Raw genomic sequence first — 22,712 nt, 5'->3', positions numbered from 1 at the left:
TACGGGACAGCTCATTCATTTCAAATCGTCGTCAATGTCTGGAAAATAACAGCCCCGTGGTTTGTCAGGCGTCCCCTGGCAGCGGTGCGTGTTCAGAAACTATTTTCTCCCTGCGCAGTTCTTTCCAGAAATCTGCAGGAATTTCTTCATGCAGGGCATTCAGGTTATCCTGAATTCTTTCCGGGCGGGTAGCTCCGGGAATTACCGCAGTGACAGCCGGATGAGTAGCTGAGAACTGCAGAGCCGCTGCGTTTACACTTACCTGGTAATTAGCAGCAATCTGCTGGAGCTTTTCTACACGATCCACGATTTCCTGGGGAGCCTCCTGATAGTCATAATGGGAACCTCCAACGAGGACGCCGGAACCGAATGGAGCGCCGACAACGACTCCCATTCCCGATGCTTCTGCATTTGGCATGAGGCGCTGAAGCGCATGCTCATGGTTCAGCAAGTTGTAGCGTGTTGCCTGCAGAGAGATACCGGGCTGCATTTCTTCGAGGTCCATGGCAATCTCGATTGGTTCTGTGCGGTTCACACCGATTCCCCAGTCTTTGATCACACCTTCTTTTTTAAGACGTTCGAGCTCGCGGAAAGCGCCTGTTCGTGCTTCTTCAAACTTCGCAAGCCATTCATCTCCCTGAAAATCCGGAGAAATATCATGCACATATACGTAATCGATCCGGTCCGTCTGCAGACGCTCCATGCTTTCCTTCAAGGAACGGAGCGTTGCTTCTCCAGTATAGTCATCAATTACTTTATTTTTTCTTCCGTTTGCAAATAAACCTTCCTTCTCTTCGGTTTCGTCCAGAATCAAACGGCCTACTTTCGTACTGAGGACAAAATCATCCCTGTTATACTGGGACAGCACTTTGCCAAGGCGGATTTCACTCAGGCCTGCACCGTATAGAGGGGCTGTATCAAAATAGCGGATCCCATTATCCCAGGCTGCTTCCACCGTCTTTTTTGCTTCATCTTCAGGTATGTCGCGGAACATATTTCCAAGTGGAGCAGTTCCGAATCCAAGTTTATGATCCTGTTTTAATTGTGTCATTCTATCGTCTCCTTTCATTCCTTACATAATCGGGGATTTCCTTTTCTGCCTATCCTCAAACATTCCCCTGATTAATCCATAAAGGAACCAGAATTCTGTATCTCAACTGAATTGGGCTTCCTAAATTAAGAAGCTGTATGTGTTGAACTTAATAATTCGTTTCCACTTCTGTAAACAACCGCTTTTGTTTCCATGGTGTCGCTTTCCGGTCGGGCCGGGCTTCGCTGGAAATAGCTGAAGACGAGCCCCGCGGAAAGTCTCCGTCTGTGAGCTCAGGGAAGGACAAAGTAAATACTTATACGTAAGTAAAAAGAACGAAGCAATAAAGAAGAATTTATCTAAAATTTGAGCTGCCTCCTCGTAAAGGAAGCAGCTCTCTCATTAATTTTTCTTTTTTTTCTTTTTCTTCTTCTTTTGCTGTCCATTTGCCGTCTTCTTTTTGTCCCGTGTCTGATCCTGTTCCACGGTTGGCTGGCGGCCGTTTGGCTGCGCATGCAGGCGGTGGAGGACGAGAATCTGCCACGTATTGGCAACAAGCAGCGGCACGATCGCATTGATCAGGAATGTCGTGTCATTTTCAGTAAGCGCCGGCACCCATTCGATCATCGTAACCACTACCATAAAAAAGAGAGCAGGTACGAAAGCGGTCCGGTTCGTGTCCCTCGCTTTTATTGTCGCCACAATCCAGGCGAAAGCCAACAGAAGCAGAGGAAGAACTGCGTAGCCCAGTATCGTTTCTCCTTCTCCGGCAAAAGCTACGTAACGAAAGAACATTAAGTCAAACAACGCAAAAACGATAATAACAATCTGTACTTTATTCCATAGTGAAGCAGATTTAAAAACGCCGAGACCGAAACGATGAATCGTTAAATAGGCGAAAAAACCCATCTGAGCAATGACTGTCCATATACCTGCTGTAATCGCAATCATGGCGATACCGCCGATATTAAAATCTGCAAGGTCATTTATGTGCGTCTGCCAGTCAAGGAAAAAACCCATTAAAAAACCGAAAGTTGTTCCGAGCAGCAGCGTGGAATTAAATAAAAACACAACTTTTCTAGTATTCACGCCTCTTCCTCCTAACACAGATGTATCCACCGTTCATTGTATCAGACGCCTCCTCCAGACCGCTACTGTTTTCACCGCCTTGTCACATGTGGACGAATAAGAAGGGGGGTTAAAACCTGACACTTCCTGCAGGTGGTTTTCAAAGATGACAGCAATAGAAGAGGCTGTCCCGGCAGGATCACCGGGACAGCCTCTTTTGGAACTATTCTTTTTCCGTTTTTTGAATCACTTTCTCTGCAATATCCGTATAGATTTTACCGATTTGATGATCTTCGGCGTAAACAGACGGTGCGAAAACGTCCTCATCTATATCCGGCTGGCCAAGCGGTACCTGGGCGAGAACTTCCGATTGGAGTTCTTCCGCCAGCTTCGGTCCTCCACCCTGGCCGAATACATATTCTTTCTCTCCGGTTACTTTACTTTCAAAATAAGCCATATTTTCAATAACGCCGAGAATTTCGTGTTCTGTTTTCAGTGCCATTGCTCCGGCGCGTGCTGCTACAAAGGCTGCAGTAGCGTGCGGAGTTGTGACGATAAGCTCCTTGGAATGCGGCAGCATAGAATGAATATCAAGCGCCACGTCCCCTGTTCCCGGCGGCAGGTCCAGAATAAGGTAGTCGAGTTCGTCCCACTCTACTTCGTTGAAGAAGTTGTTAAGCATTTTTCCGAGCATCGGTCCGCGCCAGATAATCGGCGAGTTGTCTTCCACAAAGAAGCCCATGGAAATGACCTGCACCCCGAACCGCTCGACGGGATGGATGCGCTCTCCTACTACTTTCGGACGTTCTTCAATCCCCATCATATCCGGAACGCTGAAGCCGTAAATATCAGCATCAATAATGCCGACTTTCTTCCCCTGACGAGCAAGAGAAACAGCGAGGTTAACGGATACGGTTGATTTACCAACGCCGCCTTTTCCGCTTGTTACGGAAATGAAGGTCGTTTTATCTTTTCTGTCAAGAAGGGTTTTTCCGCCTTCTTCTTCCTCAGAGCCGTATTTTGCAATGACATCATCGGGAAGCTTTTCGAAACGAAGTCCGACAGAGGGGGCGCCTGCTTCTTTAAGAGCGGCTACAACCTCCTGCTGAAGCTGCATCTGCTCAGCTGTTCCCGGCTGGGCAATTGCAAGCTTTAAGCTGAGAAGCTTCTCTTTAACTTTAATTTCCTTGATCGCATTGAGTTCTGCGAGGGTTGTATGCAAATGAGGATCCTGAACGTCCTCTAATACTTTTCGTACTTGTTCTTCCGTGATCATTCCGACACCGTCCTTTATAGCTTGAATTCGATTACAACGATAATAATTATAACATAAAAATACTAATTTTCAGAAGGAAAGGGCAGGAGACACAGGCATTGTTCCTTCTTTTGACAGCAGGAGTTTTTTAAAACAGGATAACAGACTGTCCTGCAAAGATCTCTGCCATGACCTGGACACTGCTGAAGCAGGTTCTTCCGGGGAAAAACTTTCATAAAACGCCGGAATGAAACAACTGCAGAACTTTGTAATAAAAACTGCCTATGAAAAATGTGTGTACAGAAAATACGTAGTTTCAAAATTTTACATAATGGTAATAGGAAGAGCATATAACCTTTTTTACGAACGAAGATTGGAGCCCTGTTTTCAACTAATAAAGGAGGTGGCTTTTTATGGCTGAAAACGAAAGCGGTAAGGACGGGATGACGCGGCGGAAGTTCATTCAGAATACCGGTCTTGTAGTAGGAGGCGCGCTTGGAGGCGGCCTGCTGGGCGGCATCATCGGCAATCAGACCGGTGAGGACGCTCCTGACACTGCACAGAATAACGCCAACGGGACGAACGGCGACACGGAGAATCGGATGGAAGCACGGATGTTTTTCAAACGGCAGCAGGATTTTAACGTCCTGCGTTCGATGACGGAGCGTATTTTCCCGGAAGATGACAACGGTCCCGGAGCGATTGAATTAGGCGTTCCATATTACATCGACAGACAGCTCGCCGGACCATGGGGACTGAATGCGAAAGAATATATGCAGGGTCCTTTTGAGGAAGGTGCGGAGACACAGGGGTCCCAGACCCGTGTCCCCCGCGGCGATATGTTCCTTCAAGGTCTGCGCCGGGTTAATGCCGTAAGCCGGAACGAATTCGGCGAAAACTTTTTTGAGCTCGAAGATCCCTCTCAGCAGAACGAAATACTCACAGCCCTCGAAAATAACAACATAGAAATGGACGGATTCAGCTCCGCGGAATTTCTCTCCACGGTCATTGTAGCAACAATTGAAGGCGCTTACTGCGATCCTGTTTACGGCGGTAACCGCGGCATGCGCGGATGGCAGATGAAAGAATTCCCAGGGGCGCAGATGGCCTACATTAACGTCATTGAAGACGACGAATTTCATACGATGGATCCCGTAAGTCTGCACGACCATCACAGTTAAGGAAAGGGTGGGAAAATGGCTACAGAACTGGAACGTGTAGACATTGTAACTGTTGGAGTAGGCTGGACGGCAGGCATCATTGCAGCGGAATTGACCAAAGCCGGCTATACGGTAAAAGGACTCGAGCGCGGGGAAGAAAAAACACTGGATGATTATTTTCATCAGAAGGATGAGCTCCGCTATGCCCTGCGTTACGAAATGATGCAGGATTTATCCAAAGAAACGGTTACTTTTCGAAACAACGCGGATATGACCGCTCTCCCGATGCGAAGGCACGGGTCGTTCCTGCTCGGTACGGATCTCGGAGGTTCGGGGGTCCACTGGAACGGCCAGACGTACCGCTTCCTCCCCTATGATTTTGAGATACGTTCGCTGACGGAGGAACGTTACGGGGAAGACAAAATCCCCGATTATATGCCGCTTCAGGACTGGGGCATCACGTACGAAGAATTGGAGCCGTATTACGATCAGTTCGAAAAAACATGCGGCATTGCAGGAGAAGAAAATCCTCTCGGCGGCTTCCGCTCTGACGAATATCCCCTGCCTCCCATGGTAGAAACAAAAATGATCCGCATGTTTAAAGAAGCTGCGACCAATTTAGGATACGATCCGTTTCAAATGCCTTCAGCAAACCTCACAGACTCCTATGAAAATCCCGACGGCCAGCGGATAAATGAATGTCAGTACTGCGCTTTCTGCGAAAGATTCGGCTGCGATTATGGAGCAAAGTCCGATCCGATCGTGACGGTCATACCGACGGCCAAAGAGACCGGCAACTTTGAAATCCGCCAGAATTCCAACGTGACGAGAATTTTAACAGAAAACGGCGAAGCCACTGGTGTTCTATTTGTCGATACGAAAACCGGAGAAGAGTTTATTCAGCCGGCGGATGTCGTAGCAGTAACAAGCTATGTACTAAATAACACCCGTCTTCTGCTCACTTCGGAAGTAGGCAGACCTTATGATCCGGAAACCGGTGAAGGGGTTATCGGTAAAAATTACTGCTATCAGGTTATGGGCTCCGCCACCGGGTTCTTTGAAAATGAAAAATTCAATACGTTCATGGGTGCCGGCGCTCTAGGCGCAGCTTTCGATAATTTTAATGGTGATAACTTTGATCACAGTGACCTTGATTTCCTGCATGGAGGTGAAATTGCGATTACCCAGACCGGCCGTCGTCCGATCAACAACAACCCGACTCCTGAGGGCACGCCGAGATGGGGAAGCGAGTTCAAGAGTGAGTCACTCAAATATTTCAACCGTTCTCTCAGTCTCCGCCTCCAGGGTTCCTCGCTTCCTTCCAGAAACAATTATCTTGACCTGGATCCTGTCTACACCGACCAGTACGGCGACCCGCTGCTTAGAATGACTTATAACTTTACGGATCAGGACCGAAATATGGCGGAACACTGCGGAGCTGTACTCGGCGATGTACTGGAAGAAATGGGAGCGGATCAGGTGGATGTTTCCAACGAACTGAGCGACTATGATATCGTCCCCTACCAGACCACCCACAACACGGGAGGCGTCATTATGGGCGCAGATCCGGAGACTTCGGCGGTAAACAGCTACAATCAGATGTGGGACTATGATAACCTTTTCGTAACAGGAGCTTCTGCTTTCGCCCATAACAGCGGGTATAACCCGACAGGAACTGTAGGTGCTCTTGCCTACCGCTGCGCTGAAGGTATTCAGCAGTTTCTCGATAACGGAGGCGGACAGCTCGTGGAAGCGAAAAAGAACGGTAGAAAGATCAATATGTAATTAATGGAAAGGAGGTCTCACTATGGGTTCCATCGGATCGATTGGCATTCCCGGATTAATTCTGATTCTAATCATCGCTCTTATCGTTTTCGGACCGAAAAAGCTTCCTGAAATAGGATCTGCTTTCGGAAAAACGCTCACCGAATTTAAAAAATCTACGCGCGATATTATGAGTGATGATGAAGACGATAAGCAGGAAGAGAAAAAGGAAGACAAAAAAGCAGAAAATAAAGATGAAGAAAGCAGGGACAAAAATGCCGGGGCCTAAAACGGTCGAAGAGCTCCCTCAGCAGTCCGCGCTGGAGCATTATACAGAAATGAGGAGCATGATAATAAGATCGCTTGTCTGCTTTATCATTCTTTTTATTACTGCCCTCGTTTTTGTGCACCAGCTCATCCCGACGCTGATCGTTGACGACAGACTGGTCATGCTGGGGCCGATGGATGTACTCGGCATCTATTTTATCGTTGCGTTTGCCGTCGCCATCGGCTTGTCCATCCCCTATCTGACTTTTGAAATATGGAAGTTTATCAAACCAGGTCTGACAGAACGGGAAAGCAAATTGACGCTTGCCTATATTCCTGCTGTCTTTCTCTGCTTTCTGGCAGGATTGGCCTTTGGGTATATGGTTATTTTCCCGCTCGCTTACCAGTTTCTTCTCGGAATCGGCAATATCCATTTCGATATGATGATAACTGCCAGGGAATATTTCCATTTTCTCTTAATGTCGACCCTGCCGATCGGATTCATTTTTGAACTGCCGCTCGTCATTATGTTCCTTACCTCTCTCGGCCTCTTGACACCGGAAATACTTAATAAATCGAGAAAATATGCTTACTTTTTACTCGTTGTTATCTCCGTAGTACTGACTCCCCCAGACTTTATATCTGACATTTTACTTATCGGTCCGCTTGTAGGCCTTTACGAAATCGGCGTCCTCCTGTCGAAGAAAACACACGCAAGGAAACAGAAACGGGAGCTGGATAAGAGTGCCTGATAAAAAACTCCCTCATTCAGCATAGGGAAAGTTCCACCAGTGCGCTCCCTGATTTTTCCGCGTCATGACTTCTATTCGTCATGACGCTTTTTGTATGGAATAACGACCTGCCGCCTTTGGAAAAACAGAAGAGAACCTCCCCTCATTTCAATATTAATTCTTCTTTCTTAAAAGCTCTGTTAAATTCTGTGGTTGATAAATATAGGAAACTTCGCTTCAACTCGGCAGGTCTGCCGTAGAGGAGATTTCCAGCTTCCTGATATGAACGAAACTGTCAAGAGAAGAACTCCCTTTGCCATTGGTATTACATTTTGCCCGACTTAAAGAACCAAAGCCTTTCGGCTTCTTTTTCAAGTTTTCGTGTTCTTTCGGATCGCTTGAATTCCTCCTCTTTTCTTTCGGCGTGCCCGTAAAGGTAAGCACACGGCACGAAGGCAAAAATAGTGGCGACGGTTCGCACTCTGATATCCGTGGGTTCTCACATGGTCTCTTTCCGGATTAAGGACGTTTCCACTAACTCGGGACGTGCGTTCATCCGGTGAAGCCGGACTAGCACAGAGGAAGCACGTGGATGTTCCTTACCGGTCTTTCCCCTTTGCCTTCGAGCCCTGGGCTCATCTATCGGGTGTATTTCCGAGAAGAAACGCATTACATTTGGTCACTGGCGGGTGGCAACGGGTCGATTTCTCGAGAGATCGCCCAGATGAAACCAAGGAGTTCCCGAGCGACGGCAGTAACGGCTTTGTGACTTTCTTTTCCTTTGGAGAGCAAGCGGTAAAATTTTTTATGAAGCCGGTTTTGCGCTTTCCAGGAGATCAACTGCACTGCGGGAGAACTGCCAACTTGTCGCTTTTTCAAGTCTCCCTTGACCGCCGGGGAATAGCGGTAACTCCACCCTGCCTCCACCAACAAACGACGTATATGCCGATTGCCGGTTTTCGTAATGCCTCCCTGATTCCGCCGTTCTCCGCTCGAGTATTCGGAGGGGACGAGGCCAGCGTATGCCATCAATTGTCCGGGAGTGCGGAACCGATGAAAGGACCCAATTTCTGCGACAATTCCGATGGCTGTAATGAGTGCCACCCCTTTGAGGCATTGAAGTGCCTGAATCATGGAGGCGTGCACACCTTGGATCGACTGGGTATAGATTTCGTCTTCCAGCCGTTGCACGCGTAGTTCCATTTCCTTGAGCTGATGGTAATATTCCCGGAAAACGACCCGCAGGGTATCCTGAGAGAACTTCAGTGTATCTAACCACTCTCTGTATTTTTTCGTTTGGCGCTTTACGCCTTGCGGCGGTCGAAGCTCGTGGCGCAGGAGAAACTTGCTCAACCTTTGACGGGCCCGAAGTTCATCTTCTTTTGCATCTTCCCGGCAACGCACCAGATCGCGCAGTGCTTCATCTGCTTCCGTCGGCACGTAAATCGAGGTTAACTCTCCGGCACGATACAGCTGTGCGAGCCGAAGCGCATCCCGACGATCTGTTTTCACCCGCTCACCCGGTCGTTGGGGAATGAGAGAGGGGGCGATAATGTCACAAGAGATACCGAGAGAGAGTAGCAGCCGATACAATGGATAGCCCGTAGGACCGGCTTCATAACAGACACGCAGACGATCCGATGGACCGAGTTTACGCATCAACTTTCGAACATTTTCTACCGTATGCGGGATGGTGCCCCAAAAGCGAGGAGCATCTCGACCTGCATCGGCGATCGCAACAGCAATCGTGTTCTTGGAGACGTCCAGACCAACAAATTTTGTGGTATCATTCATGATAAGCTGGCTCCTTTCGTAATGTAGCTCTGATGGGATAAGAGGTTCTTACAGATCTCTATACCCGATTAACCTACGTATTTACGGATAGGGTGCCAGTTTCGTTCATGATAACTCGGGCTTACGCCCTGCGGGATCTTCCAATCTCCTTCTTCCACAGGCGTCCGCCGGTTTCCGCTTCGTTTAAATTTTCTAATACAGAAAGTGAAAGTCTGCTGGTTGAATCAAGAAGGTGCCAAGGTAAAAACCAGTGACAGGGCAGAGACGCCTGCGGAAAAAGAAAGCAGAAAGAGCTGAAGGCTTTCTCCGCGGCAAGCGAAGAAAAAGGGGCCGCAGGCAAACCAATAACAAAACAGAGCTTTAACAGAGACACTCATGCAAAAGCCTTGCACCATGAGGGATGAAAATGTCCGTCTATGAGAATGGAGCTTTCCCTTTATACAAGTAGAATGAATAATGATCAAACGGGATCTTCGTTATTAGAAGGCAGACCCTGATCTGTATTTCTTACCGTAAGCTGGAGTGGACATGGGGCGGCTCCGGGGCGATCAAGGACGAGCCCCCACTCCGCCCGACGGAAGGGAGGACGGAATCAGCTGAGGCCGGCCCGCCCGGAAAGCGCCCCCATGGAAACGAAAGCGCACGTTCATCGATTCAATACTTTATTTTCAAGGCAGCCTTCTTAAAAGCTGTTTTAAAGTCTAACACTGATACATGTAGAAAACTCCGCTTCACCTCTGCCGTGGAGGAGATCCATTCCGCCCGACCAAAGGGAGGCCGGAATTAGCTGAGGCCGGCCCTGCGTCCCTATGGAAACGAAAACGCCCTTTTATCGCTTATCTACTTTATTTTCAAGGCAGCCTTCTTAAAATACGGATCCCTGAATTACATTAAATATTCTGAAAATTCTATAAAATTGTTTAATTTCCTGCTATACTTGTACTACTTAAGTTCTACACACTTGTATCTTTTCCCTTACTTCCGTTAACTGAAAGCAGGAAAACTCTCTTCAAAAACCTTTAATTTCTTTGCATTACTGCTGCTTTTACCCGCTGCCTACATTGTGATATTAAAAAAACTTTTCATTCCTGATGATGACTGTATTTTTTTACTAATTTTTTGAAAGGAGGAAAATATTGAAAGATCATCTGCTGAAGGAGATTCTGACCTGTACTCTCTTTCTGAACGAACGGCAGACCCGCCGCCAGGATCCAACGAATTCAGCAGAGTATAAGCGTATCTTAACTGGAAACAGCTGAAGATGCGCTGCACTGAAACGAAGGATCCGGCCGAATAGGAGCGGCATTTCTGCATAAAAACATTATCGAACATAACGAGAGCTGATCGATTAGTTTTGAAAAAGCGTCTGCCTCTTATTTTCTATTCATCAATGCGGAATTAAAGGAGGGGTAAGTATGGCTGAAAACAATGACAGTAAAGATGGTATGACGAGGAGAAAGTTCATTCAGAACACCGGGCTGGTTGTAGGAGGTGCTCTTGGAGGCGGACTGCTGGGAGGATTGATTGGAAACCAGACAGGACAAAGTCCGGAAACAGCGGAGAATTCAGCGGAGAATAACAATGGAGCTGAGTCTCCTTCTGAAGCCCGGATGTTCTTTAAGCGTCAGGATGATTTTAATGTCCTGTCGGCAGCTTCTGAAGTTATTTTCCCTGAAGATGAGAGCGGCCCTGGTGCTGTGCAGCTGGGTGTCCCCTACTATATCGATAAGCAGCTTGCAGGCGGCTATGGACGTAACGCGAAAGAATACATGAAAGGACCCTTTTTCGAAGGGGAGCCAACTCAGGGATATCAGGCTGCCCTGACTAGAGACAATATATTCCTGCAGGGTATCCGGCGAATTCAGCAGATCAGCAGCTCAGAATTCAATACGCCTTTTCAGGATTTGGAGGAAGAGAACCAAATAGCGATTCTCGAAGAATTCGAAAGCGGAAATATTTCTATGAAAGGAATCACATCAACTCAATTTTTTGAACTGCTGCGCTCAGCAACTCTTGAAGGAGTTTATGCCGATCCGATTTACGGAGGAAACCGCGGCATGGAAGGATGGAAAATGAAAGACTATCCCGGAGCTCAAATGACCTATACAAGCATTATGGAAGATGAAGAATTTTCCGAAATGGATCCAGTGAGCCTGCGTGACCACCACTCTTAAAACGGAAAGGCGGACGCATATGACTACAGAATTAGAACGTGTCGAAGCAGTTGTAATTGGAGTTGGCTGGGCCGGCGGTATCATCGCTGCGGAGCTGACTAAGGAAGGTATCCAGGTTGTCGGCCTCGAGCGGGGACAGGAAAAATCTCTTGATGATTTCACTATGCAGAAGGATGAGCTGAAATATGCCATCCGCTATGAGCTCATGCAGGATTTATCTAAAGAAACGCTGACCTTCCGCAATAATTCTGAGCAGCGGGCCCTGCCTATGCGTCAGCACGGTTCCTTTCTTCTCGGAACTGACGTAGGCGGAGCCGGTGTACACTGGAACGGACAGTGCCCGCGCTTTCTGCCTTATGACTTTGAAATTCGTTCTCAAACTGTGGAAAGATACGGGGAAGATAAAATTCCTGAAGATATGCGTATTCAGGACTGGGGATTAAGCTACGATGAGATGGAACCATACTACGATAAGTTTGAGAAGATGGCTGGTGTTTCCGGAGAAGACAATGAGTTAACTGCTCCCAGAGAAAACCCTTATCCCACTCCACCGATGATGGAGACCCCCCTGATTACCAAATTCAAAGATACCGCCCGGAATATGGGATTCCATCCATACCACCTGCCATCAGCCAACCTGTCAGAACAATATACAAATCCCGACGGCCAGACAATTAATGCCTGCCAGTACTGTTCTTTCTGCGAGCGTTTCGGGTGTGATTATGCAGCAAAGTCCGATCCGCTGATTACTGTTATCCCTACAGCTAAAGAAACCGGAAATTTTGAGCTCCGTCCCAATTCCAATGTCAGACGGATTGACTATGACGGAGAGCGGGCCACAGGAGTCTATTATATTGATACATTGACCCAGGAAGAGTTTTTCCAGCCTGCTGATGTTGTCATCTTAACCGCCTATACGATGAATAACACCCGGCTGCTGCTCCACTCAGAGATTGGGGAGCCCTACGACCCTGAAACCGAAGAAGGAGTGATCGGACGAAACTACTGTTATCAGGTCGGCCTCGCAGCGACCGGTTTCTTTGAAGAAGAAAAATTTAATATTTTTGCCGGTGCAGGTGCGCTCGGAGCTGCTTTCGACGATTATAACGGCGATAATTTTGATCATGAAAATCTCGACTTCCTTCACGGAGGAATGATTCTTTTCATGCAGTCCGGCCTTCGTCCTATTGCCAACAATCCCGTCCCCCCAGGCACCAAAACCTGGGGCAGAGAATTCAAACAGCAGTCCACAAAATTTTTTACGCAGCATTACACTTTAATCATGGAAGGTGCGAGTTTACCTTCACGAAACAACTACCTGGATCTTGATCCGACCTACACTGATGAATTCGGTGACCCGCTCCTCCGCATGACCTATAACTTTACCGATCAGGATCACTCCCTCGGCAATCATCAGATGGAAATAATGGAGGAATTTCTTTACGAAATGGGGGCAGACTATGTAGAGACCCTTTACGATTTTGGAGACTATACGATCGTTCCTTACCAGGCTACCCACAATACCGGAGGAGTTATAATAGGGGATGATCCTGAGATCTCCGCTGTGAATAGTTATCTGCAGATGTGGGACTGTGAAAATTTATTTGTGGTCGGCGGTTCCGCTTTTCCACATAACAGTGGATACAGCGGCGTTACTCCTACTATAGGTGCTTTAGCCTACAGAGCTTCAGAAGGAATTAAATTATATTTGGAAAATGAAGGAGGGGAACTGGTTAAAGCAGGACCGGAGAAAAAGATGAAATCCTGAAGGAATACGGGAACTGCAGGTGCCGGCCTTATGCTTTGATTACACTGATTGTATTTCAGGAAAAGTCCGCATCCTTCAGAATACTGGCAGAAATTTAAAAATCGCCTGAGAAACGAATGGCCGAATCACAAGACAAAAGACATTGAGAAGATAGAAAAAGGAGCTGATCCATAAGAACAGGAGCACGGCTTCGCACAGACAAAAGCCTGTTAGACAAATCGCAGTCTAACAGGCTTTTTAACATATTGTCGGGCTCCGAGCGTGCTTACCTGGCTGTCTCGATGTACTTTGTGAGACAGCCTCCTCTGCTTTAGTTCGTCATCTGCATATTTGAAAGGGGAAAGAACACTACAGCTGAGCGGCCTACGATATTATCTTCATCGATATATCCTAATCCATTCCGGCTGTCCATGCTGTTTCCGCGGTTGTCTCCCATAACGAAGTATTCGTCTTCGGCCATTGTTACTTCTTCAAGCTGCTCCGCGTAAAGCTCCAGTTCTTTAACATAAGGCTCTTCAATTTCTTCGCCTTCCACCGTCAGCGATCCGTCTGCCATTTCCAGCGTTTCTCCCGGGAGGGCAATAATCCGCTTCACGTAGTGGCGGTTTTCTTCGTCTTCAATAATAATAATATCGCCGCGCTCAAACTCCCCGAGCCACGTCGTTGTTTTATTCACTAAAATCCGGTCGTTATTTTCAAGAGATGGTTCCATTGATGCTCCTTCCACCACGTACGGCGCAATGAAAAAAGAGCGAACGACAAAAGCTACAGCTACCGCAAGAATGATCGGTATAAGCCAGGAGCCTTTTTTCTTTTTTTCTTCCACTCGGCATCCCCCTTTATCAGGTGAAACATACATTTTCATCGTTATCATAGCACATTTCCAGGAAGGATTCACCGAAAACTATTTCTCTTAACAGCACTTATGTATTAAAACAGTAAAAAACCGCCGTGATTCTGGTGACGGCGGTACTTACTATTATAATTACAGCATACTAATGATAAAGCTAATTACCACGAGTGCACCGATCACCATTAATATTGTACGAAGCATAAAAAAAGCCCCCTTTCTTGTGTAATATTCTCCTCCTTCCTTTTTTTTCACTGAAGTAAACCTCTTTTATATACGATATTCCCAGAAAAAGTCCCATTTTTATACACGGTTTCCGGATGATTATTCTGCTTGCGGGCGGGTGACCGAAGCTCCGAAAACTCATTCATCCCAGGCTTTCCCGTGCTTAGAAAACGGCTCAGGCATTTTTCGTTTCCGGGTTATCTGCGCGGCTGAAAAAAGCTGCCCCGTCACCAACCGGGCAGCTTCTGTCTGCTATTCCTCTTCTTTAATTTCAATGAAAAACTCTACGTGTTCGTGAATATTTTCATCCGAAGCATGAACGACGATATGATAATCTCCGGCTTCTTCAAAGACATGCCCCGCTTCGTAGCTGCCCTCCTCTGTTTCCTCGGCGTCGATCCATTCCCGTGCTTCATCTCCATGCTTCCACACTTCGTAGGTCACTTCTCCTTCCGTCCAGCTTTCTTCCTGCCAGGAAGCCTCTGTTTCCAGAGTGATGTCTTCCCCGGTCTGACTTTCGCCGGACGTTTGAAGGTGTGCCGTAAAGTCCTCGTTATAACTATGGTCATGGGCCTCGTCCCCGCCATGCATCTCTGATTCACTGTGTTCTTGATGTTCCTCTGAGGTCTCGTCTTCTGCCTCTTCCGGATTACCTACTTTCATCTCATGGACAGGCATAACGTGCATCCCGCGGGCTGTTGTATGAGCCTGAACATGGTAGTGTGCCTCTTCGTCGAAGGTGTAGCTTGTTTCATACCAACCTTCTTCTCCGGAAAAATCGGCCTCGACCATTTCACTTTCTGATTTAGCTCCTTCCGGCCACACTTCAAACATTACTTCATCTGCATCATCTATAGACTCTTCCCCCTGTGTGACGAAGGCTTTGAGTTCGGCTTCTTCTCCCGGGTCAATCGCTTCCGGGGCATCGATTTCCACTTCCAGCTGCTCCAGGTTTACGTCGTCCACACTGACAGCTCCGCCTGCATTGTTTTCTTCTTCCGTACCACAGGCAGTCAGTGCAGCAAGGGAAACACCTAAAGTAAGTAATGCTTTTCTCATTCCTTCCACTCCTCTGCGTTTGCTCCCTTCTTATTTTACGTTTCCCTTCGCAGAATAGAAAGTGAAATAACTGTGACGCTTCGGGTTTACGGCTTGTAAACAACGATTCCTCCAACGATCGTGCAGGTAACTTTTCCCGTAAACGTTTTTCCCAGATAAGGAGAAACTTTATGACGCTGGTACAGATCCTCCTCTTTCAGCACCCATTTTTCTTCTGTGTTAACAATGGTCAGATCGGCATCTGCGCCTTCTTCAATCTGTCCTTTTCTGCCCCGGAAACCAAAGCGGGCTGCGGGATTCGTTGTCACCCATGGAAGGATTTCTTCAAGCGGAATGTTTCTTTTGTGAAAACCTTCTGTTAACAGGACATCAATCGTCTGCTGTGCCCCGGCTACCCCTCCCCAGCTGTCAAACAGGTTTCCCTTTTTCATGTGGGGCGGCGAAGGAGAATGATCGGAACTGACGAAGTCCAGATCCCCGTCCCGAAGAGCCTGCCACAGCGCCTCTTTGTCGGAACGAATCGGCGGGGCACATTTAGCCGCTGACCCTATTTGCGCCGCTTCTTCAAGGGAAAAGCATAAATAATGGGGGCACGTCTCTGCGGTTACATCTATTCCCCGTCTCTTGGCTTCAGCTATAATCCGGACTACCGCTTCGCTGCTTACATGACAGATATGTACGGAACATCCTGTTACTTCGGCGAATGCGAGGATGCGCTGCACTGCCTCTGCTTCCGCTGCCGGCGGTCTTGTCTTTGCATAATCAAGCATAGCAGCCCCGTTTTCCGCCTTCACTTTTGCCGTTAAATAATTAATAACCGCATTGGATTCTGCATGCACGGCCAGCACCATACCGAGTGAAGCAATTTTCTCCATTCCCTCCAGGAGAAATCCGTCCTCGGCATGGGGGAATTCCTCGATGCCTGAGGCAGACATAAACGTTTTAAAACCGATAACTCCGGCTTCTTTCATCTCGGGTAAATCCTTGAGGTGCCCAGGCAGTAAAGCTCCCCACCAGCCGCTGTTTATCAGGGACTTCCTTTCTGCCAGCCGCTGCTTTTCGCGTACCCGCTCCGCTGTAGCTGTCGGCGGACTGCAGTTCAGCGGCATATCAAAAAAGGTAGTAACTCCTCCTGCAGCTAAAGCAGCCGTTCCGGTTTTCATCCCTTCCCAATCTGCACGACCGGGCTCATTTAAGTGAACATGGATATCAAGTAGGCCTGGAAGTACTTTTTGTCCTGCTGCATTCCATTTATTTTCTGAACGGCCGGAACCTTTCGGAAGAATCTGCTGTATTTTTCCGTCTTTGAGAAACAGGTCTTTTGTCTCCCAGTTTTTCCCTCTATAAATTTCTGCGTTCTGGATAAGCAGCTCCATTCTTAACCCCTCCGCCATCTTTGTTTTTCCTGATATTTGGTAATCGGTTCAAACCGCTTTCTACAAATTCCGGAATGCTGTTCTTTTCAGGAATCTTTCCACTCTTTCTGAATGTAAAGGGCCATTCGCAGGGAGAGGGAGGTATAGGGATCTTTAATATCCTTTGCCAGCAGCTCTTCACATTTATGGATGCGGAACAATACTGTATTGCGGTGGATGTCCAGCCTCTCAGCTGTATTGGAGATATGACAATTTTCTTCAAGAAAGGCAGTAAGCGTCTGGATAAGGATCGACCGTTCTTTTTCATTTGCAAGGTGAAGCAGCGGATAAAGCTCATACTTAACAAAAGATCGTCTGTTCTGATCAGCCGTCATACTGATAAGCTCTTTCAGCCCCTTCGTCCGGCTCGTCTGTACAAAAGATGTTTTATAGAGCTGAAGACCAGTATGAAGTGCTTCAACTGATTCCTGCCAGGTCCGTTTTAAGTCTGTCAGCTGAGGTGCTGCGTTTCCTATCCCAAAAGAAAGACTTGCGTTCAGCCTTTCACTGCAGGCAAGCTGCAGGTCCGTGAGAACTTTAATGAAGTCCTCTTCAACTTCTTCATGCATAAAATGGACCCCTGTAAGAATAACGAAAAGCTCTCCTTTCATAAAAAGAATGTGGGATGGGAGAAGTGCGGGAAGAAGTTCACTCAGCAGATCATATACTTCAGCCTTCTTTTCATAAAGCATCCGTTCCCCCTCCTCCATCGAGAAAGTATCCAGCTGAGCCGCCGCCGTTAAATACATCGTTTCCTCTTCCACTCCGTAATAGCTTCCCCGGGAGCTGATTTCTGCATTTGTGCGGAATCTCCCTTCCAGCACATCGTTAAAAAAGGCGTTTTTCATCATCCGGTCGTGCTGCGTAACTGCCTGCTGTTTCATTAATTCAAAAGAAATTACATTCGCTGCGTGGGAAACAAGAAGGGCCTGCGGCTGCGACTCGGTCATTTCCCTGTCAAAAACAAGCATACCATTGCATCGATGACCAGCTTCAACGGGATACAGCGTCCACATTCCTCCCCGGCTGTTTTCACAGGTATAAAACCTTCGCTCTCCGTCTGGAATAAAGAGAGAAGTCAGCTCTTCCTGATTTTCCCCGGACCTGGTATAAAGTAGTTCCTTTCTCGCATTCATAAGAGAAATGCGGCATGCTAATGTCCTTTCCATTTCGCGCATGACAAGCGTTAACCCTCCTTCCTGGTGCAGCAGACCGCTCAATTTTTCGTGGAAGTACTTTGATTCCTGCAGCTCCTGTTCCCGGCTTTTCAATACAAGGGCCAGCGAGTCATGCACCAGACGTCCGAGAGAAATATCCGGGGGAAGCTCGAACAGGGGAAAGGAAAGATCTGAAGCAGCACGTGCCGCCTCTTCGGATATCCCTCCTAAAAACTTTTTCGATTTTATTCCAAGCCCCGCGCATCCCCGCTCATGCATTCTCCGGATCATGTCCGGAAGCCGCTCCAGATTGTCTTTCAGCGAATAACCGGTAGTCAATAAAAGCTGCCCTTCTTCCAGGTATTCCAGAATATCGGGAGCATCCATCGTATTAACGGAAGACACTCTCCTCATTAATCCGTCTCTGCCAGCTATGATCTGGGAATGTACGAGCGCGGACTGCTGCATCAGCAGGTGTAATTCCATTTCCTCTCCTCCCCCCTGTATTTCTTTGTAAGGTTATCTTTCCAGAGCCTATTCTCCTTTATATAACAGTTCTTTGGCAGGTGTGCTGCTGCGGATTTTTTCCGATCAACAGCAACGCTTTCTTTAGCGGAGCTATTGATTAAGGCAGGCTTTTTGGGCTGGGTATCCACCGCTGTTTTTATTTTTATGCACTTTAACCAGTGACATCCAAAAAATCTCATCGTACACTTTTAAAAAGAAAGCTGCCTTGAAAATAGAGTATATAAGAAACGAACGTGCGCTTTCGTTCCCACTGGGGCGCTTTCCGGGCGGCTGAAGCGAAGCTTTCTATATTTATCGACACAGCTGAAAAGAAAAAGCTGTTTCCATAGCGCCTGTTAAGAAACCACTGCGTGCAGAGGAGGAAACTATTTGAAAACCGAAAAGACGGACCTGCAGGAAATGATCGAGTGGCTCGCTTCTTTTACCGATCCTGAAGAAAAAAACGGAGTTACCCGCCTTGTATATACTGAATCATGGAGCAGAGCATTAAAAGCTCTGCAGGAATGGATGCGTCAGCTGGGTTTTGACGTTACCACTGACAGCGTCGGGAATCTTTTCGGACGCATACAGGGAGAAACAGATGAGGTCATTCTTACAGGCTCTCATCTCGACAGCGTCAGGCAGGGTGGGAAATACGACGGTTCCTATGGAATTATCAGTTCTATCCTCGCGGTCTCAGAACTTGCAGCGTTGAAAGGAAAACCTCATAAAACAATGGAAGTAGTCATTTTCTGCGAAGAAGAAGGCAGCCGCTTTCCTTACACGTATTTAGGCTCATCCTATGTGACCGGAGAATATATAGAAGCCGACCTCCAGGAAATAAAAGACCCTGCCGGAACCTCTCTTATAGAAGCTAAAGAAAAGGCAGGTTTTCTCAATCCTCTTGTTCCCGGGGGACGCAGCGACGTGCAGCGTTTTGTTGAACTGCACATCGAGCAGGGCTGTCTGCTGGAAAAGCAGGCGCAGGATATTGGAATTGCCGCGGCTGTGACAGGCCAGAAACGATTCACTGTTCATGTTACCGGAAAAGCAGACCATGCTGGCACCACCCCGATGACAATGCGTCGCGACGCCATGGAAGGCGCAAGCGCGATGATTCAGAAAACGCTCGATATAGTCAGAAGACTGGGGGATCCTGCTGTAGCAACAGTAGGTCAGATTGAAGCGAGTCCAAATTCCGTTAATGTTATCCCCGGCTATGTGTCCTTTTCCATCGACATTCGCCACCCGGAAAAGAAAGTACTTGAAACTGTCTGCGAAACTATAGAGGAAGCGATGAGGGCAACGGCCCGTTTTTATCGTCTGTCGATATCCAGTGAATGCTTTATGAGCGTGGATCCGGTCGCAATGGATGGCGGTATGATAAGCGAAATCGAACACCTCTGCAAAGACCGGGGCCAAAACTACCGGATCATGTACAGCGGAGCAGGCCACGATGCGCAGGTAATGGGGCGAAGCATTCCTTCCGCCCTTCTCTTTGTACCAAGCAAAGACGGGATAAGCCACGACCCCATGGAATTTACGGACCCGCTTCATCTGGAAAGCGGACTGGCGCTCCTGAAAGATATTTTATATTCGTGGGCCTACTGCCCTCAGAAGGAGAGGTAATTATGAATAGATTCATCCCGCCGAAGCGGACGATTATGACCCCGGGTCCCGTTGAGGCGGATCCCAGAGTGCTTCAGGCCTTAAGCAACCCAATTATTGGTCAGTTTGACCCTGTTTTTACCGACTTGATGAATCAGACGATGGAAGCAGTCCGCCGCCTCTTTTTAACGGATAACCAGTGGGCCTTTCCAATAGACGGCACCTCGCGCTCCGGTATGGAAGCAGTGATGTGCAGTTTAATTGAGCCGGGGGATAAAGTGCTCGTACCCATTTTTGGACGCTTCGGCTACCTTCTGACTGAAATTGCTGAGCGCTGCGGCGCTTCGGTACACGTGATTGAAAAACCGTGGGGGGAAGTTTTTGACCCCCAGGAAGTGACTGACGAAATAAAACGGCTGAATCCGAAAATTACTGCGATTGTTCATGGAGAAACCTCTACAGGCTGTCTGCAGCCTTTGAAAGATATCGGCCGATTCTGCCGAAGCACGGACCGGCTGTTTATCGTTGACGCCGTCGCTACCGTCGGCGGAGTCGAGCTTCGTATGGACGACTGGTATATTGATGCGATAGCAGGCGGAACCCAGAAATGCATTTCCGGACCTTCCGGGTCTTCCCCCATCTCCTATAACAGCAGAGCAGAGAAGGTTATGCAGGAACGAAAGCAGGTGGAAAAAGGGATCCGCAGTGAAAAAGAAGATGCCGCCGATCACAGCCGCAGAATACAAAGCAACTACCTGGATTTGACTCAGCTCCAGGATTATTGGAGCCCGCGGCGGCTTAATCATCACACCGAAGCTACTTCCATGCTCTATGCCCTTTATGAAAGCCTTCGTGTTATCGAGGAAGAAGGACTGGAAGCAAGAATTTCCCGGCACCTCTCTCATGAAAAAGCAATTGCTGCAGGCATCAAAGCAATGGGACTAACGATTTACAACGACCACAGCTGGAAACTTCCGGTCGTCACCTGTGTGACTGTCCCTGATCATGTTGACGAAGCCGGCGTACGCAGGATGATGCTGGAAGAATTCGGCGTGGAAATTGCTTCCTCGTTCGGGCCACTGCAGGGAAAAATATGGCGGATCGGTGCAATGGGCTACAGTGCCCGAAAAGAAAATGTCTATCACGTTCTTTTTGCGCTGGAAGCTGCTCTCCTTGCTCATGGGTTTGAAGCGAATCGCGGCGAAGCCGTCCAGACCGCTTTGAAAATGTATACAGGCGTTACCGCTTCCGCCTGACGCTGAGGAGCTTTCCGTTTATACCCTCTTCCCTTTTTCCAGAGGCTGCCTTGAAAATAAAGTATTTAAGTGGTGCACCTCCGCCTTCGTTTCCTAGGGCGCACCCGGAAAGCGTCCCCATGGAAACGAAGGCACACACTTATCGCTTATCGACTTTATTTTCAAAGCAGCATTTCCGGAAAGAAAAAGAGGATTGACACGGCCTCCAGGCTTCTCCGGAATTTCTTATAATACCTCTGCAGATTTTGAGGGTCATCCGCCATCAGCTTCCCCGGTATGTACTGTAGCCTCCCGGGGCGATGAGAAGCGGCACGTGATAATGTTCAGCAGCATCAGCAATCCCGAAACTGACAGGAATCACATTATAAAAAGGCGGCTCTGTCTGATACACCTCCTGCGATTGAAAATAGTCATAAACGTGGAACAGCATTTCATATCTTCCAGTTCTCATTTCCGTTCCTTCGAGAAGCGGCTTGTCAAATCGGCCATTTTCCTTTACTCTTCCTTCACAAATTTTCTGGAACTCCCCCGCTTTCGGTTCATATCTCCACAATTCCACTAATATGCCGGATGCTGGTCTGCCAATACTCGTATCAAGCACATGTGTTGTCAGTTTTCCGCTCATATTTCTTCCTCCATATCTTCCCGAAATACTGTAAAACCTTGAAATCCATAAGGAGGACGCGGTTCAGTGAATACTTTCCCTTCCTTCGATCCCGGAATCTCCTCCCGGATCGTCTCCCACGTCCGGTTATTCGATTCGAATGAGACTTCTGCCAGCTGTGGAAAACGTTTCAGGATGCGGCACCCGATGTCAAAAATCAATTTTTGAATAGACGGGGAGTCCAGTTCGCGGAAGACGCTTTCTGCAATGTGCTGGATCTGTTCGGCCGCTGCGTAGTTTTCCCTCATATGATTCTTATTGCTGTAGCGCCAGAATATATCCAGATAAATAAACAGCGGCCGGTCTGTTGTCTCTGGAAGTGTCGTATATTCATCCCGGATAAATCCAGCAAAGGAACTTCCTTTCACTTTAATTAAATGCAGGGAAGTTACTCCGCTCACGTGCTCCTCCAGGACAATTGTGCCATCCTCTCTGCGGACGGCCTCCACCGCTGCGTAAGGCTTCTCGCAGGCGTGTTCGCGGTATACTGTTTCAGCTGCCCCGTCTTCTCCTGATTCTTTAAAAGGCAGCTGTGTCCCCGACATTTCCACTCCTTGAATATGGTCATATGTTTCCAGAAATTTAACTGCTGTGTATTGAAGCAAGTCATCCATTGTAGATCCGGTAAATTCTCCGGCCTGATGCAGTATGAAATTTTTCATGGAATCTGTCGCAATGACAAGGGAGTTGTCGCCGTCCTTGAAAGAAGAAAGAAATGCTTTCCCTTTAAGAGCTGCCTGAATATCCATTGCCATAATTGTATTGCTCCGTCCCGTAAAGGAGGATTCAGGAATAGGCTGGACTTGAAGCGGGGAAGCATACGTACGGTAGACGAATACATCTTTTTTCCCGTAATACATCGTCCTTTCAGCGGTTACTGCTTTTGTCTGCATAGTCACCAAACCCTTTCTGTTTATATCAGTTCTAGTCATTGTTTTAAGCTGCTTTTTCTGCCTCCAC

Annotated in this window: 18 protein-coding genes; 8 read left to right on the top strand and 10 right to left on the bottom strand. The window is 47.8% G+C overall.

Features of this window, described 5'->3' with window-relative positions:
* Positions 1-64: 64 nt before the first annotated feature.
* The 3 genes from FTX54_RS01865 to FTX54_RS01855 all read right to left on the bottom strand — a co-directional run bounded on the left by FTX54_RS01865 (position 65) and on the right by FTX54_RS01855 (position 3,374).
* Entirely contained in the window at positions 65-1,051 is a 987-nt protein-coding gene (locus FTX54_RS01865) for an aldo/keto reductase (protein ID WP_147803824.1), read from the bottom strand.
* Between the two features lie 381 nt (positions 1,052-1,432).
* Complete coding sequence (locus tag FTX54_RS01860) at positions 1,433-2,119, bottom strand: KinB-signaling pathway activation protein (RefSeq protein WP_147803823.1); 687 nt, start codon at positions 2,117-2,119, stop codon at positions 1,433-1,435.
* A gap of 202 nt (positions 2,120-2,321) precedes the next feature.
* On the bottom strand, positions 2,322-3,374 hold the full coding sequence (locus FTX54_RS01855; protein ID WP_147803822.1) for an Mrp/NBP35 family ATP-binding protein: 1,053 nt from the start codon (positions 3,372-3,374) through the stop codon (positions 2,322-2,324).
* Between the two features lie 392 nt (positions 3,375-3,766).
* Between FTX54_RS01855 and FTX54_RS01850 the strand changes: the two genes are divergently transcribed.
* Genes FTX54_RS01850 through tatC form a run of 4 tightly spaced genes read left to right on the top strand, consistent with a single transcriptional unit; the run spans position 3,767 to position 7,296 of the window.
* Positions 3,767-4,534 (top strand): gluconate 2-dehydrogenase subunit 3 family protein, encoded by a 768-nt coding sequence (locus FTX54_RS01850; RefSeq protein WP_246125629.1) that lies wholly within the window; start codon positions 3,767-3,769, stop codon positions 4,532-4,534.
* 15 nt (positions 4,535-4,549) lie between these two features.
* The gene (locus tag FTX54_RS01845; RefSeq protein ID WP_147803821.1) at positions 4,550-6,298 is read left to right on the top strand and encodes a GMC family oxidoreductase; all 1,749 of its coding nucleotides are present in this window, start codon (positions 4,550-4,552) and stop codon (positions 6,296-6,298) included.
* 22 nt (positions 6,299-6,320) lie between these two features.
* Positions 6,321-6,566 carry a twin-arginine translocase TatA/TatE family subunit gene (gene tatA / locus FTX54_RS01840; protein WP_147803820.1) on the top strand — a complete coding sequence of 82 codons (246 nt, stop codon included), beginning with the start codon at positions 6,321-6,323 and terminating at the stop codon, positions 6,564-6,566.
* Complete coding sequence (tatC, locus tag FTX54_RS01835) at positions 6,532-7,296, top strand: twin-arginine translocase subunit TatC (RefSeq protein ID WP_246125628.1); 765 nt, start codon at positions 6,532-6,534, stop codon at positions 7,294-7,296. Before tatA ends, tatC begins: the two co-directional genes overlap by 35 nt.
* 648 nt (positions 7,297-7,944) lie before the next feature.
* Here the strand turns inward: tatC and FTX54_RS01830 are convergent.
* Entirely contained in the window at positions 7,945-9,069 is a 1,125-nt protein-coding gene (locus FTX54_RS01830) for an IS110 family transposase (RefSeq protein WP_147805360.1), read from the bottom strand.
* Positions 9,070-10,484: 1,415 nt separating this feature from the next.
* Between FTX54_RS01830 and FTX54_RS01825 the strand changes: the two genes are divergently transcribed.
* Both FTX54_RS01825 and FTX54_RS01820 read left to right on the top strand, forming a co-directional pair.
* Entirely contained in the window at positions 10,485-11,243 is a 759-nt protein-coding gene (locus FTX54_RS01825) for a gluconate 2-dehydrogenase subunit 3 family protein (protein ID WP_147804163.1), read from the top strand.
* A gap of 19 nt (positions 11,244-11,262) precedes the next feature.
* Positions 11,263-13,011: a GMC family oxidoreductase gene (locus tag FTX54_RS01820; RefSeq protein ID WP_147804164.1), complete on the top strand. Its 1,749-nt coding sequence runs from the start codon at positions 11,263-11,265 to the stop codon at positions 13,009-13,011.
* 310 nt (positions 13,012-13,321) lie between these two features.
* Here FTX54_RS01820 and lepB read toward each other — a convergent pair whose 3' ends face one another.
* From lepB to FTX54_RS01800, 4 genes are all read right to left on the bottom strand, one after another.
* Positions 13,322-13,837 carry a signal peptidase I gene (gene lepB, locus FTX54_RS01815; RefSeq protein WP_246125644.1) on the bottom strand — a complete coding sequence of 172 codons (516 nt, stop codon included), beginning with the start codon at positions 13,835-13,837 and terminating at the stop codon, positions 13,322-13,324.
* A 501-nt stretch (positions 13,838-14,338) separates the two neighbouring features.
* Positions 14,339-15,145 (bottom strand): FixH family protein, encoded by an 807-nt coding sequence (locus FTX54_RS01810; RefSeq protein ID WP_147804165.1) that lies wholly within the window; start codon positions 15,143-15,145, stop codon positions 14,339-14,341.
* Between the two features lie 86 nt (positions 15,146-15,231).
* Complete coding sequence (gene allB, locus FTX54_RS01805) at positions 15,232-16,521, bottom strand: allantoinase AllB (RefSeq protein ID WP_187254590.1); 1,290 nt, start codon at positions 16,519-16,521, stop codon at positions 15,232-15,234.
* A gap of 86 nt (positions 16,522-16,607) precedes the next feature.
* The gene (locus FTX54_RS01800) at positions 16,608-18,203 is read right to left on the bottom strand and encodes a PucR family transcriptional regulator (RefSeq protein WP_147804167.1); all 1,596 of its coding nucleotides are present in this window, start codon (positions 18,201-18,203) and stop codon (positions 16,608-16,610) included.
* Between the two features lie 411 nt (positions 18,204-18,614).
* On the opposite strand from FTX54_RS01800, the gene FTX54_RS01795 reads away from it, so the two are divergent.
* Together FTX54_RS01795 and FTX54_RS01790 are read left to right on the top strand one after the other, a co-directional pair.
* On the top strand, positions 18,615-19,853 hold the full coding sequence (locus FTX54_RS01795; RefSeq protein WP_147804169.1) for a Zn-dependent hydrolase: 1,239 nt from the start codon (positions 18,615-18,617) through the stop codon (positions 19,851-19,853).
* A 2-nt stretch (positions 19,854-19,855) separates the two neighbouring features.
* On the top strand, positions 19,856-21,088 hold the full coding sequence (locus FTX54_RS01790; RefSeq protein WP_147804170.1) for a pyridoxal-phosphate-dependent aminotransferase family protein: 1,233 nt from the start codon (positions 19,856-19,858) through the stop codon (positions 21,086-21,088).
* Positions 21,089-21,350: 262 nt separating this feature from the next.
* Here FTX54_RS01790 and uraH read toward each other — a convergent pair whose 3' ends face one another.
* Both uraH and pucL read right to left on the bottom strand, forming a co-directional pair.
* A complete protein-coding gene (gene uraH / locus FTX54_RS01785; protein ID WP_147804171.1) occupies positions 21,351-21,713 on the bottom strand; it encodes a hydroxyisourate hydrolase in 363 nt (120 codons plus the stop codon).
* A complete protein-coding gene (pucL, locus tag FTX54_RS01780; protein ID WP_147804172.1) occupies positions 21,710-22,645 on the bottom strand; it encodes a factor-independent urate hydroxylase in 936 nt (311 codons plus the stop codon). The genes uraH and pucL overlap by 4 nt, the downstream gene beginning before the upstream one ends.
* Between the last annotated feature and the right edge of the window lie 67 nt (positions 22,646-22,712).

The organism is Alkalicoccus halolimnae (assembly GCF_008014775.2).
Lineage (GTDB): Bacteria > Bacillota > Bacilli > Bacillales > Salisediminibacteriaceae > Alkalicoccus > Alkalicoccus halolimnae.
This window is presented reverse-complemented; position numbering and strand designations above follow the sequence as displayed.

Bases quoted from the DNA above. Each gene is read 5' to 3' on its own strand.
- FTX54_RS01865 (WP_147803824.1), bottom strand. From the start codon at position 1,051: ATGACACAATTAAAACAGGATCATAAACTTGGATTCGGAACTGCTCCA.
- FTX54_RS01855 (WP_147803822.1), bottom strand. From the start codon at position 3,374: ATGATCACGGAAGAACAAGTACGAAAAGTATTAGAGGACGTTCAGGAT.
- FTX54_RS01850 (WP_246125629.1), top strand. From the start codon at position 3,767: ATGGCTGAAAACGAAAGCGGTAAGGACGGGATGACGCGGCGGAAGTTC.
- FTX54_RS01845 (WP_147803821.1), top strand. From the start codon at position 4,550: ATGGCTACAGAACTGGAACGTGTAGACATTGTAACTGTTGGAGTAGGC.
- tatA (WP_147803820.1), top strand. From the start codon at position 6,321: ATGGGTTCCATCGGATCGATTGGCATTCCCGGATTAATTCTGATTCTA.
- tatC (WP_246125628.1), top strand. From the start codon at position 6,532: ATGAAGAAAGCAGGGACAAAAATGCCGGGGCCTAAAACGGTCGAAGAG.
- FTX54_RS01830 (WP_147805360.1), bottom strand. From the start codon at position 9,069: ATGAATGATACCACAAAATTTGTTGGTCTGGACGTCTCCAAGAACACG.
- FTX54_RS01825 (WP_147804163.1), top strand. From the start codon at position 10,485: ATGGCTGAAAACAATGACAGTAAAGATGGTATGACGAGGAGAAAGTTC.
- FTX54_RS01820 (WP_147804164.1), top strand. From the start codon at position 11,263: ATGACTACAGAATTAGAACGTGTCGAAGCAGTTGTAATTGGAGTTGGC.
- FTX54_RS01810 (WP_147804165.1), bottom strand. From the start codon at position 15,145: ATGAGAAAAGCATTACTTACTTTAGGTGTTTCCCTTGCTGCACTGACT.
- allB (WP_187254590.1), bottom strand. From the start codon at position 16,521: ATGGAGCTGCTTATCCAGAACGCAGAAATTTATAGAGGGAAAAACTGG.
- FTX54_RS01800 (WP_147804167.1), bottom strand. From the start codon at position 18,203: ATGGAATTACACCTGCTGATGCAGCAGTCCGCGCTCGTACATTCCCAG.
- FTX54_RS01790 (WP_147804170.1), top strand. From the start codon at position 19,856: ATGAATAGATTCATCCCGCCGAAGCGGACGATTATGACCCCGGGTCCC.
- uraH (WP_147804171.1), bottom strand. From the start codon at position 21,713: ATGAGCGGAAAACTGACAACACATGTGCTTGATACGAGTATTGGCAGA.
- pucL (WP_147804172.1), bottom strand. From the start codon at position 22,645: ATGCAGACAAAAGCAGTAACCGCTGAAAGGACGATGTATTACGGGAAA.